The 13773-nt window shown below is 63.3% G+C and carries 12 protein-coding genes; 4 read left to right on the top strand and 8 right to left on the bottom strand.

Features of this window, described 5'->3' with window-relative positions:
- Positions 1 to 2: 2 nt before the first annotated feature.
- On the top strand, positions 3 to 1235 hold the full coding sequence (locus tag GGD62_RS16660; protein ID WP_183709083.1) for an efflux RND transporter periplasmic adaptor subunit: 1233 nt from the start codon (positions 3 to 5) through the stop codon (positions 1233 to 1235).
- Positions 1236 to 1272: 37 nt separating this feature from the next.
- Here GGD62_RS16660 and GGD62_RS16665 read toward each other — a convergent pair whose 3' ends face one another.
- Positions 1273 to 2493 (bottom strand): MFS transporter, encoded by a 1221-nt coding sequence (locus tag GGD62_RS16665; RefSeq protein ID WP_183709084.1) that lies wholly within the window; start codon positions 2491 to 2493, stop codon positions 1273 to 1275.
- A 223-nt stretch (positions 2494 to 2716) separates the two neighbouring features.
- Between GGD62_RS16665 and GGD62_RS16670 the strand changes: the two genes are divergently transcribed.
- Positions 2717 to 3166 carry an SRPBCC domain-containing protein gene (locus GGD62_RS16670; RefSeq protein ID WP_312014267.1) on the top strand — a complete coding sequence of 150 codons (450 nt, stop codon included), beginning with the start codon at positions 2717 to 2719 and terminating at the stop codon, positions 3164 to 3166.
- On the opposite strand, the gene GGD62_RS16675 is transcribed toward GGD62_RS16670, so the two are convergent.
- Positions 3103 to 4653 (bottom strand): hypothetical protein, encoded by a 1551-nt coding sequence (locus GGD62_RS16675; protein WP_183709085.1) that lies wholly within the window; start codon positions 4651 to 4653, stop codon positions 3103 to 3105. The two genes, GGD62_RS16670 and GGD62_RS16675, sit on opposite strands and share 64 nt — an antisense overlap.
- Before the next feature lie 427 nt (positions 4654 to 5080).
- Positions 5081 to 6892 (bottom strand): translation elongation factor 4, encoded by a 1812-nt coding sequence (gene lepA, locus GGD62_RS16680; RefSeq protein ID WP_026201664.1) that lies wholly within the window; start codon positions 6890 to 6892, stop codon positions 5081 to 5083.
- 113 nt (positions 6893 to 7005) lie between these two features.
- Here lepA and GGD62_RS16685 point away from each other — a divergent pair, with 113 nt between their 5' ends.
- Positions 7006 to 8631, top strand: a complete 1626-nt coding sequence (locus GGD62_RS16685; protein ID WP_183709086.1) for a glycosyltransferase family 39 protein — start codon at positions 7006 to 7008, stop codon at positions 8629 to 8631.
- Between the two features lie 127 nt (positions 8632 to 8758).
- Here the strand turns inward: GGD62_RS16685 and GGD62_RS16690 are convergent, their stop codons facing one another.
- The 5 genes from GGD62_RS16690 to GGD62_RS16710 all read right to left on the bottom strand — a co-directional run bounded on the left by GGD62_RS16690 (position 8759) and on the right by GGD62_RS16710 (position 12788).
- Complete coding sequence (locus GGD62_RS16690) at positions 8759 to 9076, bottom strand: HPr family phosphocarrier protein (RefSeq protein ID WP_018316388.1); 318 nt, start codon at positions 9074 to 9076, stop codon at positions 8759 to 8761.
- Positions 9073 to 9474: a PTS sugar transporter subunit IIA gene (locus tag GGD62_RS16695; RefSeq protein ID WP_007597752.1), complete on the bottom strand. Its 402-nt coding sequence runs from the start codon at positions 9472 to 9474 to the stop codon at positions 9073 to 9075. Before GGD62_RS16695 ends, GGD62_RS16690 begins: the two co-directional genes overlap by 4 nt.
- A 133-nt stretch (positions 9475 to 9607) precedes the next feature.
- Positions 9608 to 10177: an HPr kinase/phosphorylase gene (locus GGD62_RS16700; protein WP_183709087.1), complete on the bottom strand. Its 570-nt coding sequence runs from the start codon at positions 10175 to 10177 to the stop codon at positions 9608 to 9610.
- Entirely contained in the window at positions 10174 to 11970 is a 1797-nt protein-coding gene (locus GGD62_RS16705; protein ID WP_183709088.1) for a sensor histidine kinase, read from the bottom strand. Before GGD62_RS16705 ends, GGD62_RS16700 begins: the two co-directional genes overlap by 4 nt.
- A 116-nt stretch (positions 11971 to 12086) precedes the next feature.
- The gene (locus GGD62_RS16710) at positions 12087 to 12788 is read right to left on the bottom strand and encodes a response regulator transcription factor (protein WP_008542552.1); all 702 of its coding nucleotides are present in this window, start codon (positions 12786 to 12788) and stop codon (positions 12087 to 12089) included.
- 241 nt (positions 12789 to 13029) lie between these two features.
- Between GGD62_RS16710 and GGD62_RS16715 the strand changes: the two genes are divergently transcribed.
- Complete coding sequence (locus GGD62_RS16715; protein WP_183709338.1) at positions 13030 to 13764, top strand: HugZ family protein; 735 nt, start codon at positions 13030 to 13032, stop codon at positions 13762 to 13764.
- Positions 13765 to 13773: the final 9 nt, after the last annotated feature.

A 13773-nucleotide genomic window follows, 5' to 3' on the forward strand; every position in this document is an offset into this window, starting at 1 on the left:
CCATGCCGGCCAATTGGACCAAACGTTTCATCGGCGCTGCGCTTCTAGCCGCCATCGCGGGCGGGCTGGCCTGGTTCGCCTGGCCGCGCCCGGTTCTGGTCGATCTCGCGACCATGGCGAAGGGTCCGATCGAAGTCACGGCGGATGATGACGGCAAGACGCACGTTCGCCATGTCTACACGGTCTCGGCGCCCATCGCAGGAAAGGTCCTCAGGATCTCGCATCCGCTCGGCGAGCAGGGACCTTCCCTTCACGTCGGCGACGAGGTGACCGCCAACCAGACCGTCGTCGCTCTCATGCAGCCGACCCTGCCGGGATTCATCGATGTGCGCTCGCGCGACCAGCTTCAGGCCGAAGTGCTGGCTGCCGATGCGGCCATTCAGCAGCAGGAAGCCGAGGTGAAGCGGATCGAGGCCGCGCTGGACTTTTCCCGGACTGAATTCCAACGGGCGCAAACGCTGCTGCGGACACAGTCCACTTCGGCTCAGGCCTTCGACAAGGCGAAATTCGAGGTCGCCACCAACGAAGCCGCCCTGGCGAGCGCGAAGGCCCAGGTCGACATGCGTCGCGCAGTGCGCACCAGTCTTGCGGCGCGGTTGATGGACCCTGCCAATGCCGCGCCGTCGGCGGAGCCGACGTGCTGCGTCCGGGTGCTCGCGCCGGCGAGCGGACGGGTGCTGAAGATCATCCAGGACAGCGAGGCGACGGTCCTGCCCGGGACGTCATTGATCGACATCGGCAACCCGCTCGATCTGGAGGTTGTGGCCGACCTGCTATCGATCGATGCCGTGCAGATCAAGGTCGGCGCGCTCGTGCGGATCGACGGCTGGGGCGGGCAGCCGATCAGGGGCAAGGTGGTCCGTGTCGACCCCGCCGGCTTCCTGAAGGTCTCGGCGCTGGGTATCGAGGAACAGCGGGTCCGGGTCACCATCGATTTCAGCGATCCGCCTGAGAATTGGGCCTCGCTTGGCCACGACTATCGCGTCGTTGTGCATGTGACGACATGGAGCGCCCAAGACGCCCTGTCCGTGCCGGTAAGCGCTCTGTTCCGGAAAGGCGATCAGTGGGCGGCTTTTGTCGACCAGAACGGCCGCGCCCGAACGACTCTCGTCCAGATCGGCCACCGCAACAACCGCATCGCGGAGGTTCTCTCCGGACTAGCTGCCGGAGACCGCGTCGTATTGCACCCGAGTGACCGAATCGCCGATGGAACGAGGATCGCACAAAGAGAGTAAAAGGCCCGCGCCGGCGCGCTTCCGAGGATAGCCGTCGTCACGCCGCAGCGCGGCCCAGGTCGAGCAATGGTCTGCGTTTCGTCGGGAAGCTCAGCGCTACCGCGACGGCGGCGAGGCCGATCGCGAAGGAGCCGACGTGCAGCCATGTGTAGCGCTGGAAATTGTCGAACACGAGCCCGCCAGCCCACGGCCCGAGCGCCATGCCGAGGCTGGCGAAGGCCGAGACTGCGCCGAACACGGTGCCCATGATGCGCGCGCCGAAGAATTCGCGGACCAGCACCGCATAGAGCGGCATCACCCCGCCATAGGCGAGGCCGAACACCACCGAGAGCGCGTAGAATTCGCCGAGCTGAGCGACCGCAAGATAGGTCGCGATGCACATCGCCTGCACGAGCAGGCCGCCGACCAGCACGGGCTTCGCGCCGATGCGGTCGGCGAGGGCGCCCAGCAGCAGGCGGCCGCCGAGGCCTGAGACGCCGGCGACGCTGTAGACCGTCACCGCCGTGAGCGGAGCGATGCCGCAGACCATCGCATAGGACACCATGTGGAAGATCGGGCCGGAATGCGCTGCGCAGCAGGCGAAATGTGCCGCGGCGAGCGCGATGAATTGCGGCGTGCGCAGCGCCTGCGCCGCGGTCAGCTCGACCTCCGGCGCCGAGTCGGTACCCGCGGCGCCCGCCGCCACCGGCGCCGGGCGCACCAGGAAGCAGGCGGGGATCAGCAGCGCCCACGCAGCGATGCCGATCACCAGCATCGCGGTGCGCCAGTCATAGGCCGTGATCAGCCAGCTCGCGGTCGGCGCGATCGTCACCGGCGACACGCCCATGCCGGCGGAGACCAGCGCCACCGCAAGGCTGCGGTTGGTCTCGATCCACGCGCTCGCGAGCGCCATCATCGGCGCGTAGAAGCTGCCGGCGGCAATGCCGATCAGCACGCCGAAGCAAAGCTGGAACTGCCACAGGCTCGTCGCCTGGCTCGCAGTGACGAGACCGAGTCCCAGCAGAACGCTTCCCGCGAGAACCACGATGCGGGTGCCGAACCGGTCCGATAGCGCACCCCACAGGAACGCGGCAAATCCCATGAAGAGGAAATCCAGCGTCGCCGCCGCCGAGACGCCGGCGCGCGACCAGCCCATCGCTTCCGAGATCGGCTGCAGAAACACCGCCAGCGACAGCATCGTGCCGAACCCGACACACGTCATCAGCGCACCCGCGGCGACAACGACCCAGCCATAGTCGAAGCGTGATGGCTTGCTCATGCGTTTCCTCGGCGCTGTTGGCTTTGTTGGTGATGCGCGCGGGGATGGTGGCCTATCCTAAGAGCTATTCCAACCGCAAATCTTTTAAAATACTGGGGGGCCGCCATGTCGGCACGGACTGGTCCCGCCTGTCCTTGGTTGGAGACACCCCGGAAGGGTCGTGGGATGGCCCGCACGTGGGAAGCTACGTCGCCACCTCGATTTCTAAAATCAAGCTGGAGCAATAGCTTTCAGGATCACCGTCGAAACCAGCGTCGCGGCCCCCATCGATCAGGTCTGGCAGGCCTATACGACGCCCGCCGACATCGTGAAGTGGAACACTGCGTCCGACGATTGGTATACAACCAAGGCGACGGTCGACCTGCGGGAGGGCGGCGCCCTCTCGTCCCGGATGGAAGCCAAAGACGGCAGCATCGGCTTTGACTTCGCCGGCACCTATACCAAGATCGTCGAGCACAAGCGGATCGAATACGCGTTCGGCGATCGAAAGGCCGATGTCGAGTTCGCGCCCGGCCCGAATGGCATTATCGTCCGCGTTGTCTTCGATAGCGAAACGGCTCACTCGGTCGAACAGCAGCAAGGTGGCTGGCAGGCGATTCCATCCAGGATCTACGTCTTTGTGTTGGGCAAGTGGCGGCCGACGTGGGCAACCACGATCATTCCTGTATCGTGATCGAGTAGGAAATGGATTGAAGCGCACATGTTGGGATCCCCGGACCCGATTGTAATATGCGGTTCGAAGAGCTTCTTCTCGTTATTGTATTCGAATGTGTAATCGTTTCGGTATTTGCTGCGCGTGGTTTCGGAAATTTGTAAGCTGCAGCGTTTACCCCACCCTCGGTTGACTAGGTGCTGACGGAGGTCGCCACCAGAACCCTTTGCCTTTCGTTGTTCGCGCCAATCGCGTGCCACAAAATTTAGGTCGCCCAGCGCGTCATAGATTTCTTGCGGTCTGCGAAAAGGAGATGCTTCCGCCGATTGTAGGGCAGTTCGTAGAATGACCAAGTTTTCAAAGTCGTTTTGAGCAAAAGCCACGGCGTCTTTGTTGCTGTCAGGCGTTCGACGAGGCTGGTTAGGGTAGAGTTCTTCGGCAGCCTCTTCGTCGCGAGCTGTGAAGAAAACCTTCTGGTTTGCTCGTAGATTTTCGTTCTCTGCCTCTAGCTCTGTCAACCTCGACTTGGCTGAGGTCAGCTCAGTATCTAGCTCAATTGCGTACTGCTCCCAATCGACCCCCGCCCCCGCCTTCTGCTCCTCGATTTTTTCTACTCGTAGATTTCGTTGGCCGGCACGCACGATCGCGTTCATGCGAGGATCGGGCACAAACCGAAAGGTGGCGACCGAGAACAGTGCGCGCTCTATTGAGGTTGACGCGACATACGGGCCGGCTGCGACTATTCTATCAGCAAGATACAGTGGGTGTTCGCGAGGTCCATCATTTGCAGAAAAGCCCGGCCAATATATGCGAACGGCACCGTCAAAACAGGACAGCGTGCGTCCTAATTTTTCTGCAATTTCCCAAGTTACTTCAGCGGACGTTGCTTCGACGACTACCGCCACTCCTGCCAACGCAGCCGACATTCTCGCCGTATTGATTGCATTCCTTTCATCCGTGGTGTACGGCGACACAAAAACAAGCGGTAACTTCCGCAGTGGGCTTTCCAGCAAATCAATAAATTGCTCGATCCCATCAATATTGAGTTGGTACGGTGTGGCGCGAACGTTCATATCGCCGACCCGTACTGTCTGGCCTGAACAGATTCGCCTAATTACCCGCGGTGAGCCAACGTCGATCTTGGCGGGCGCAATCTTGAAATCTACAGAACCAATTGCGATCGTATGCTCAAGGGCTACGCTGCCGTCAAACGAACCAATGCGGACATCATTGCGCCATAGCAAGGTGACGTCATTTTCGGCCGGATAGCTCCAACTGATGGTTCGGACGGTGCCTTCGTCGGCACATAGTGTTTCAACGCTAATCCCATGGCCCGCTGGCAAGAGAGTCAAATCTAATTCGGGATTATCAAAGTTGACAGTGAAGTTATCGAGAAGAGATTTCGTGTTGTAATGACGCTCGATCCAGCGTTTGTACTCTTTAAGTACAAAGCTCTCCGCCTCCGCGCTGTGGATGTCGAACCTGCAAACGTAGACTAGCCTGGACATATGCTCTCCCCCGAAAGAGCCGGTAGGTGATTCGATCGATAAGCATAATCTAAAGTAGGAGTATTGGTCAGTTATCCACTTTAGGTGTGGAGAGGACTTTGTGGATCTCGAACAGTCTTCAAGCTGGCCCTAATGCCATCGTGTCAAAGCGCTTGCCGACCTTCGCATCAACGCGATCGGGCATTGGCAGCCCTCGGAGCGCATTGCGATATAAAGATTGAGGTACTATGCGGAGGGCGGGCGATCATTGCACCCAGTTTGCCAGACGGACTAAGCCGGAATAATAAAATCGAAAAAACGTAATGCCGCCAAGGGCGCGGCTACTATGCATGGGGTTGTTTTCGCGTTTTTGTTTGTCGGGCCCCAAATGGTCCGGGTCGAACCCGGGCATGACGGCGGCTGATGTGACTGTAAAAGCCAGCCCGCCTCAGCTATCCACCTTCAGCGCGGCAATGAAAGCTTCCTGCGGGATGTCGACCTTGCCGAACTGCCGCATCTTCTTCTTGCCTTCCTTCTGCTTCTCCAGAAGCTTGCGCTTGCGCGTGATGTCGCCGCCGTAGCATTTTGCGGTGACGTCCTTGCGCAGCGCGCGCACCGTCTCGCGGGCGATCACCTTGCCGCCGATCGCCGCCTGGATCGGGATCTGGAACATGTGCGGCGGGATCAGCTCCTTCATCTTCTCGACCATGGCGCGGCCGCGTCCCTCCGCACGGGTGCGGTGGACCAGCATCGAGAGCGCGTCGACCGGCTCGTTGTTGACGAGGATCTGCATCTTGACGAGGTCGGCCGGCTTGTAGTCGGTGAGATGATAGTCGAACGAGGCGTAGCCCTTGGAGACCGATTTGAGCCGGTCGTAGAAGTCGAACACCACTTCGTTGAGCGGCAAATCGTATTTCACCATGGCGCGGGAGCCGACATAGGTCAGCTCTTTCTGCGAGCCGCGGCGGTCCTGGCACAGCTTCAGCACGCTGCCGAGATATTCGTCGGGCGTCATGATCGTGGCCTCGATCCAGGGCTCCTGGATCTCGGCGATCTTGACCACGTCAGGCATGTCGACGGGATTGTGGATCTCGATCTCGGTGCCGTCGGTCAGCTTCATCTTGTAGATGACGCTCGGCGCGGTCGCGATCAGATTGAGATCGAACTCGCGCGACAGCCGCTCCTGGATGATCTCGAGGTGCAGCAGGCCGAGGAAGCCGCAGCGGAAGCCGAAGCCGAGTGCGGCCGACGTTTCCATCTCGAACGAGAAGCTGGCGTCGTTGAGGCGCAGCTTGCCCATGGCGCCGCGCAGCGTTTCGAAATCGTCGGCGTCGACCGGGAACAGGCCGCAGAACACCACTGGGATGGCCGGCTTGAAGCCCGGCAGCATCTCCGTCACCGGCTTCCTGTCGTCGGTGATGGTGTCGCCGACGCGGGTGTCGGCGACTTCCTTGATCGCGGCGGTGATGAAGCCGATCTCGCCGGGGCCGAGCTCGTCGACCTGCTGCATCTTCGGCGTGAAGAAGCCGACGCGCTCGACGTCATAGGCGGCGCCCGTACCCATCATGCGCACGCGGCTGCCCTTCTTCATGACGCCGTCGACGACACGGATGAGAACGACGACGCCGAGATAGACGTCGTACCAGCTGTCGACCAGCAGCGCCTTCAAGGTCGCATTGCGGTCGCCCTTCGGCGGCGGCAGGCGGGTGACGATGGCTTCCAGTACGTCCGGCACGCCAAGGCCGGTCTTGGCCGAGATCATCACCGCGTCGGAGGCATCGATGCCGATGACGTCCTCGATCTGCTGCTTGATCTTCTCGGGCTCGGCCGCGGGAAGATCGACCTTGTTCAGGACCGGGACGATCTCGTGATTGTTGTCGAGCGCCTGATATACGTTGGCAAGCGTCTGCGCCTCGACGCCCTGGCTGGCGTCGACCACCAGCAGGGAACCTTCGCAGGCCGCCAGCGACCGCGAGACTTCGTAGGCGAAGTCGACATGGCCGGGCGTGTCCATCAGGTTGAAGATGTAGTCCTTGCCGTCCTTGGCGCGATACTGCAGGCGCACGGTTTGCGCCTTGATGGTGATGCCGCGCTCGCGCTCGATGTCCATGGAATCGAGCACCTGCTCCTTGCCCGCCATCTCGCGGTCGGAGAGGCCGCCGGTCATCTGGATCAGGCGGTCGGCCAGCGTCGATTTGCCATGGTCGATATGGGCGACGATGGAGAAATTGCGGATGTTGGAAATGGGGACGGTCGTCATGGGCGCGGGATACCACTCACATCCCCGTGCGGCAACCATATTGCTGTAATTTCAGGGCCTTTCTTCACGCCAAGCTGATTCCACCATCGCCCAAAACGCGCTAGGCAACGGCCATGTCCACCACCTCGATCCCCACCGCCCGGGCGCGCACGAAGACCCGCCTGAGCTTTGACCGCTTCCGGGCCTGGCTGGTTGCCTGCGCGGTCCGCCCCGAGGCGAGATTGTGGCTGGTGATCCAGCTCGCCATCCTGCATGCGGTGCTCTGGACCTTCATCCTGATCAATTTGAAGGCGGCGCAGGACGTTCACATGGACGTCGCAGAAGCCTATGGCTGGGGTCAGAAATTCCTGTGGGGCTATGGCAAGCACCCGCCGCTGTCGGGCTGGGTCGCCGGGCTCTGGTTCAAGCTGTTCCCGGCGGCGGACTGGGCGACCTATGCGCTGGCGATGGCGACGGTCAGCGCCGGCATGGTGATCTGCTGGCTGGTTGCCTTGCGCGTGGTGGATGCGCGGCGCGCGTTCCTGATCGTGGTGATGGTCGCGCTCTACCCGATCTTCAATTTCAAGGGTTTCAAATACAACCCGGATCTGCTCCAGCTCGTCACCCTGCCGCTGCTGGTGCTCGCCTATCTCAATGCATTCGAGAAGCGGAGCTGGCAGTCCGGCGTCCTGCTCGGCCTTGCCGGCGCGCTGGCGCTGATGACCAAATATTGGGTGCTGACCATGATCGGCGCCATCGGCCTTGCCGCGCTGATCCATCCGGAGCGGATGAGATTTTTGGGTTCGCCGGCGCCGTGGGCCGCGATCGCGACGATGGTCGTGGCGATGATCCCGCACGTGGTCTGGCTGGCCGAGGCGCATTTCGTGCCGCTGACCTATGCCGGCGACACGTACAGCCTCGCGGACAGCGGCCAGGTGCATCAGCTCGTCACCGGCTACATGCTGCATAATCTCGGACTGCTGGCATTGCCGGTGGCGCTGGCCGGGCTCGCGATGGCGCTGGTGCCGCCGTGGATGACGTTGCTCGTGCGAGCACCTCTGCGCATCGTCACGCGCGCCTGGGCGCGCGGCGCCAATCCTGGCGTCAATGTCTCGCAGGCGCTGAACGTGTGGATGATCCAGATCATCGTCGCATTCGGCCCGCCGCTCGGCGCGCTGGTCTTCGGCGTCTACCTGAAGACCGATTGGGGGATCTCGCTGTTCTTCCTGGTGCCGCTCGCGCTGGTCGCGATTCCGGCGCTGCGGGTGCAGGGCGCGAGCCTGTTCAACATCGCCGCGATCTGGCTCGTGCTCAGTGTTGCCACGCTCGCCGCCTCGCCCTGGATCGCCGCGCGCGAGATGACGGCCAATGCCGGCAACACGGCGACCTATGGCGCGCGCTCGGAGCTCGCACGCGAGCTGACCCAGGCCTGGCACGCGCGCTTCGCCTCGCGCTGGGCGGTCGTTGCGGGAACGATGGAGACGATCCAGCCGATGGTGTTCTACAGCCCCGATCACCCCAGCCCGTTCACGCCGAACGAGGCCTGGGCGTCGGGGCTGACCTCGCTCGACGACGTCAAGAGATACGGCTTCATCGGCGTGGTCGATGCGACCGACGAACGCTTGCCCAAGTTCGAGAAGTGGGTTTCGGAGGTTGCGCCGAACGCCGAGCGCGTGGTGATGACCACGCGCCGCTTCACCCACGGCAAGGCCGGCCCGGCGATGAGCTGGAACGTCTACATCGCGCCGCCGGCGAAGTGATTGCGGCGTTCTCGGTCTCGCAGGGTGGGCAAAGGCGCGAAGCGCCGTGCCCACCATCTCGCGCTGATCGCAGAAAAGTCGTGGGCACGCTTCGCTTTGCCCACCCTACGGCAACCGAGCGCGCGGCTCAGATCCCTTCCTCGTTGAACTTGCTTTCAACGAGCTCGGTGATCGCCGCGAGCGCAGCTTCCGCGTCCGTGCCGGCGGCGGCGACGGTGATCGTCGTGCCGGGCCCTGCGGCAAGCATCATCAGGCCCATGATCGAGGTGCCGCCGACGGTCTCGCCGCCGCGCGTCACCCAGACCTGCGCATCGAAGCGCTCGACGGCCTGGACGAATTTCGCGGAGGCTCGCGCATGCAGGCCGCGCTTGTTGATGATCAGGAGGTCCTTGGAGATCGCGCCCGCGGGCACGCCTGTCCCCGCTTGTGGCGCCTCGTCGCTCATTTGCCGGCGAGCACGCGGCTGGCGATGGTGACGTATTTGCGGCCTGCTTCCTGGGCCATCGCGATCGCGTCGGGCAGCGGACGCTCCTCGCGCACCTTGGCGAGCTTGACCAGCATGGGCAGGTTGATGCCCGCGAGCACTTCGACCTTGGGCCGGCTCATGCAGGATATTGCAAGGTTCGACGGCGTGCCGCCGAACATGTCGGTGAGGATCGCAACGCCGTCGCCGGAATCGACGCGGTTAACCGCCTCGATGATGTCACTTCGGCAGAGATCGGAATCATCTTCGGCGCCGATCGTGATCGCTTCGATTTGCTTTTGTGGGCCCATGACATGTTCAAGCGCTGCCTTGAATTCGTCGGCAAGGCGCCCGTGGGTCACAAGTACTAGACCAATCATCGGAAAACTCCTCGCGGGCGCTTTTGGTGCACCGCACGAACGCGCCACTTTGACCATCCAGAGCCCCTGCGCAAGAGGGGATGTTGCGTATCTCCCTGAATCTAGACGGATGGATGAGGGGAGCTGCGCCGGTCTATTCGGTCGCGATAGTGGGGTTCATATGGTTACCATTTCCCTTCAAACAATCGCCTGAGGGGTTAACGGAAGATGAACTCTTGGTAGTGGTCAAGGCCGCGACAACCAGTGGGAGGGGTGAATATCCGCGGCCAACCGGGATTCGCGGTATTTCGACACCGGAAATGAGGGTTTTCAGCGAATCCGTCGCAGGCAGGCGCTCGGCGTCCGCGGCATCCAGATCGACAACGAGACCGACGGTCGCATGCTCCACGAAGTCGCAGCGGCGGATCCCGAGGCCCCGGATCTCGATCAGGCCAGCCAATACCGGCGCGGGGCGGACTTCAATTTCATCGCCGACTGTCGCCAGATGGACACGGTCATCCCCGACCAGAACGGCCCTTTCGACCACGCCCGAGCGTCCGGCCATGATCAAATCGAAGGCAAGGCGCGACTTGCCCGAGCCCGAGGGACCGCGGATCAGCACCGCCCGTTGTCCGATCTTGACTGCGGAGGCGTGAACGCTCGGCCCGACTTCGTTTAAGCTGCCTTCCTCCAAGCTGCCTTCTTTCAAGCTGCCTTGGCTCATAGCGCCGGCAGCCTCACCACGAAGCGCGCGCCGGTGATCGTCGGCACGCCCTCGTCATCCGGCGGGCCTGCACGGTTCTCGGCCCAGATGCGCCCGCCATGGGCGTCGATGATCTGCTTGGAGATCGACAGGCCGAGGCCGGAGTTCTGGCCAAAACCCTGATGCGGACGGTCGGTGTAGAAGCGCTCGAAGATGCGTTCCAGCGCGTCGTCGCGAATGCCGGGGCCGTCGTCGTCGACCACGAACTCGATCTCCCCGCGTGCGCGGCGGCAGGTGAGGCGCACCTTGCTGCCAGGTTCGGAGAACGACTGCGCGTTGGAGAGCAGGTTGGAGACCACTTGCCCGAGCCGTGAATCGTGGCCGGACACGGCGAAGGTGTCGGTCGGGCTGCGGCCCTCGAAGCGCGTCTCGACCGCGACGTCGTGGCCGAGCTTGGTCTCGTTGGCGACGGACACCAGCGTCGTCAGCAGGCGGCGCAAATCGACCGGGATCGCATCCTGGCGCTGCAATTCGGCATCGAGACGGCTGGCGTCGGAGATGTCGGAGATCAGGCGGTCGAGCCGCTTGACGTCGTGCTCGATTACCTCGAGCAGGCGCGCGCGGCTGTTCTCGTTGCGCGCCAGCGGCAGCGTTTCGACCGCCGAGCGCAGCGAGGTCAGCGGATTTTTCAATTCGTGGGCGACGTCGGCGGCGAACATCTCGATCGCCTCGATGCGGCTGTAGAGCGCGCTCGTCATGTCGCGCAGGGCGCCGGAGAGATGGCCGATCTCGTCGCGGCGGCGGGTGAAATCGGGGATCTCGATGCGGGCCTTGATGCGGCGGCGGACGCGCTCGGCGCTGTCGGCGAGCCGGCGCACGGGCCCGGCGATCGTGCTCGCGAGCAGCAGCGACAGCATGATCATGACGGCGGCCGCGACGCCGCCGACTTTCAGGATGGCGAGGCGCTCGGCGGTGACCATCTGGTCGATGTCGTCGCCTTGCGTCGACAGCATCAGCGCGCCGTGGATCGCGCGCGAGCGCAGCACGGGGACCGCGACCGAGACGATCACCTCGCCGCGGGCATTGACCCGCACCATCGATCGCTTCTGGCCCTGGAGCGCATCGCCCACCTCGGCATAGCCGTTGCCGTTCTCGGGGCCGAGCTCGCGATAAAGCGGCAGGTCGCCGCGGTTCAGCCAGGTGCGCACCGCGACCATGCCGCGCTCGACGAAGCCGGGCTTCTCCGCCGGCGGCGGCAGGTCGAGGCGCAGCACGTTTTCGAGGTTGCGGCTGTCGAGCAGCAGGCTGCCGTTCGGATCGTAGATGCGGGCGCGCGTCTTGGTCGGCGAGATCAGCGTGCGCAGCACCGGCGCCACGCGCTCCGGGTTGATCGGGAAGTCCAGCGGCGAATACTCGTCCGAACCGCCATAGGTCTCGCCCGGCTTGAGGTCGAGCAGCCGGTCGGGATCGATGGTGATGGCGTTGGTCTGCACCGTGGCGGAGGCCGCGATCGCGCCGGCGATGATCTCGGCCTGCACCAGCAGGCTCTGCGCCCGCGCGTCGATCAGTCCGGCGCGGAATTGCGACAGATACAGGATGCTCGCCACCAGCGCGACGAGGCCGGCGAGGTTGAGCGAGACGATGCGGCGGGTCAGGCTGGAGAAGGACAGCGCGAAGAAGAATTGCCCGGCGCGCTTGAGCCAGTTCAGCGGTCGGAAGCCCTGCGGCTTGTCTTCGACAAACTGCTCCTGAACGCCGTCGGATGCGACGTCGCCGGCGCTCTGGTTGGGATCAGGCTGCGTTCGGTCCAGCAATGCTTACGCCCGTGTTAGGACGGCGTTGAGAAGGTCCCCACACCTTAGAGCGATCCCGGTCCCGATGGAATCAGAACCGGCGATGCTCGTCGTCGTTCGTGAAGGCGCCTCGCGCCTCAGGCTTCCTTGAAGCGGTAGCCGACGCCGTAGAGCGTCTCGATCATCTCGAACTCGTTGTCGACCACCTTGAACTTCTTGCGCAGCCGCTTGATGTGGCTGTCGATGGTGCGGTCGTCGACATAGACCTGGTCGTCATAGGCGGCGTCCATCAGCGCGTTGCGGCTCTTCACCACCCCGGGCCGGGTCGCGAGCGCCTGCAGGATCAGGAATTCGGTGACGGTCAGCGTCACCGGCTCGTTCTTCCAGGTGCAGGTATGCCGTTCCGGATCCATGCGCAAAAGGCCGCGGTCGAGCGCCTTGGCGTCGTTCTCCTTCGGCGCGACGGTCGGATCCTTCGGCGCCGAGCGGCGCAGCACCGCCTTGACGCGCTCGACCAGCAGGCGCTGCGAGAACGGTTTGCGGATGAAATCGTCGGCGCCCATCTTGAGGCCGAACAGCTCGTCGATCTCCTCATCCTTGGAGGTCAGGAAGATCACCGGCAGGTCGGACTTCTGCCTGAGCCGGCGCAGCGTCTCCATGCCGTCCATGCGCGGCATCTTGATGTCGAGGATCGCAAGATCGGGCTGGGTGGTGCGGAAACCGTCAAGCGCGGAAGCGCCGTCGGTATAGGTCATGATGCGGTAGCCTTCGGCTTCCAGCGCGATCGAGACGGATGTGAGAATGTTGCGGTCGTCGTCGACCAAAGCGATTGTGGGCATGAGCCTCTGCTTTCTGCTTTCCGTTTGGGTCGTGGCTTGAAACGGCGAGCAATCCACTGATGCGCCGCATACATGGGTGCCGATGTCGGCGTTCGAACCTTGTCACCGAGCAATGCAAGCTGGGCTGAAGTGTGACCAAGTTCCCCGAAACACGGCAGATCCGCCGCATGTCGACCCATAACCGGGCCCCCGTTTACCCGAAAAAAGGCCCCCCTTGCAACCACCTGAGCCGAGAAAGCCGATGCAACCGACCCCTGATTTCGACCCCGCAATGCTCGCCAAATCCCTGCTGCGGCGATCGCGGCAGGGGGCGCTGGCAACTCTCATGGCCGGCAGCGGCGACCCCTATTGTTCCCTGGTCAATCTGGCCAGCCATCCCGACGGCTCGCCCATCCTGCTGATCTCGGGCCTCGCCGTGCATACAAGGAACCTTCTCGCCGACCGCAGGGTCTCCCTGATGCTGGACGAGCGGGCGGCGGGCGATCCGCTGGAAGGCGCCCGGATCATGCTGTCCGGCCGGGCGGAGCAGGCCGGTGCCGAGAAGGATTTGCTCCAGCGACGGTATCTTAGTGCCCATCCGTCGGCGGAAGGCTTTGTTTCCTTTAAGGATTTCTCCTTCTTCCGGATCCGCCCCACGGGAACCCATCTGGTCGCTGGCTTCGGCCGGATCGTCGATCTCAAGCCCGCCCAGTTCCTCACAGACCTCACCGGCGCCGAGGATCTGCTGGCGGCGGAGGCGGGGGCTGTCGAACACATGAATGCCGATCATCGCGACGCCATGGGCCTCTATGCGACCAAACTCCTTGGCGCTGCCGCGGGGAACTGGCGCTGCACCGGCTGCGATCCGGAAGGCCTCGACATGCAGGACGGCCAGAACGCGCTGCGGCTGGACTTCCCGGAGCGGGTGACCGACGGCACAGCGCTGCGCAAGATGCTGGTCCGCCTCGCTGGCGAAGCACGCATGAAGATGGACTAGAACGCAACA

The organism is Bradyrhizobium sp. ERR14 (assembly GCF_014198235.1).
GTDB lineage: Bacteria > Pseudomonadota > Alphaproteobacteria > Rhizobiales > Xanthobacteraceae > Bradyrhizobium.

Excerpts from the sequence above, each read along its gene's own strand:
- GGD62_RS16695 (WP_007597752.1), bottom strand. The coding sequence starts at position 9,474 with ATGATTGGTCTAGTACTTGTGACCCACGGGCGCCTTGCCGACGAATTC.
- GGD62_RS16700 (WP_183709087.1), bottom strand. The coding sequence starts at position 10,177 with ATGAGCCAAGGCAGCTTGAAAGAAGGCAGCTTGGAGGAAGGCAGCTTA.
- GGD62_RS16715 (WP_183709338.1), top strand. The coding sequence starts at position 13,030 with ATGCAACCGACCCCTGATTTCGACCCCGCAATGCTCGCCAAATCCCTG.
- GGD62_RS16660 (WP_183709083.1), top strand. The coding sequence starts at position 3 with ATGCCGGCCAATTGGACCAAACGTTTCATCGGCGCTGCGCTTCTAGCC.
- GGD62_RS16710 (WP_008542552.1), bottom strand. The coding sequence starts at position 12,788 with ATGCCCACAATCGCTTTGGTCGACGACGACCGCAACATTCTCACATCC.
- GGD62_RS16685 (WP_183709086.1), top strand. The coding sequence starts at position 7,006 with ATGTCCACCACCTCGATCCCCACCGCCCGGGCGCGCACGAAGACCCGC.
- GGD62_RS16665 (WP_183709084.1), bottom strand. The coding sequence starts at position 2,493 with ATGAGCAAGCCATCACGCTTCGACTATGGCTGGGTCGTTGTCGCCGCG.
- GGD62_RS16690 (WP_018316388.1), bottom strand. The coding sequence starts at position 9,076 with ATGAGCGACGAGGCGCCACAAGCGGGGACAGGCGTGCCCGCGGGCGCG.
- lepA (WP_026201664.1), bottom strand. The coding sequence starts at position 6,892 with ATGACGACCGTCCCCATTTCCAACATCCGCAATTTCTCCATCGTCGCC.
- GGD62_RS16675 (WP_183709085.1), bottom strand. The coding sequence starts at position 4,653 with ATGTCCAGGCTAGTCTACGTTTGCAGGTTCGACATCCACAGCGCGGAG.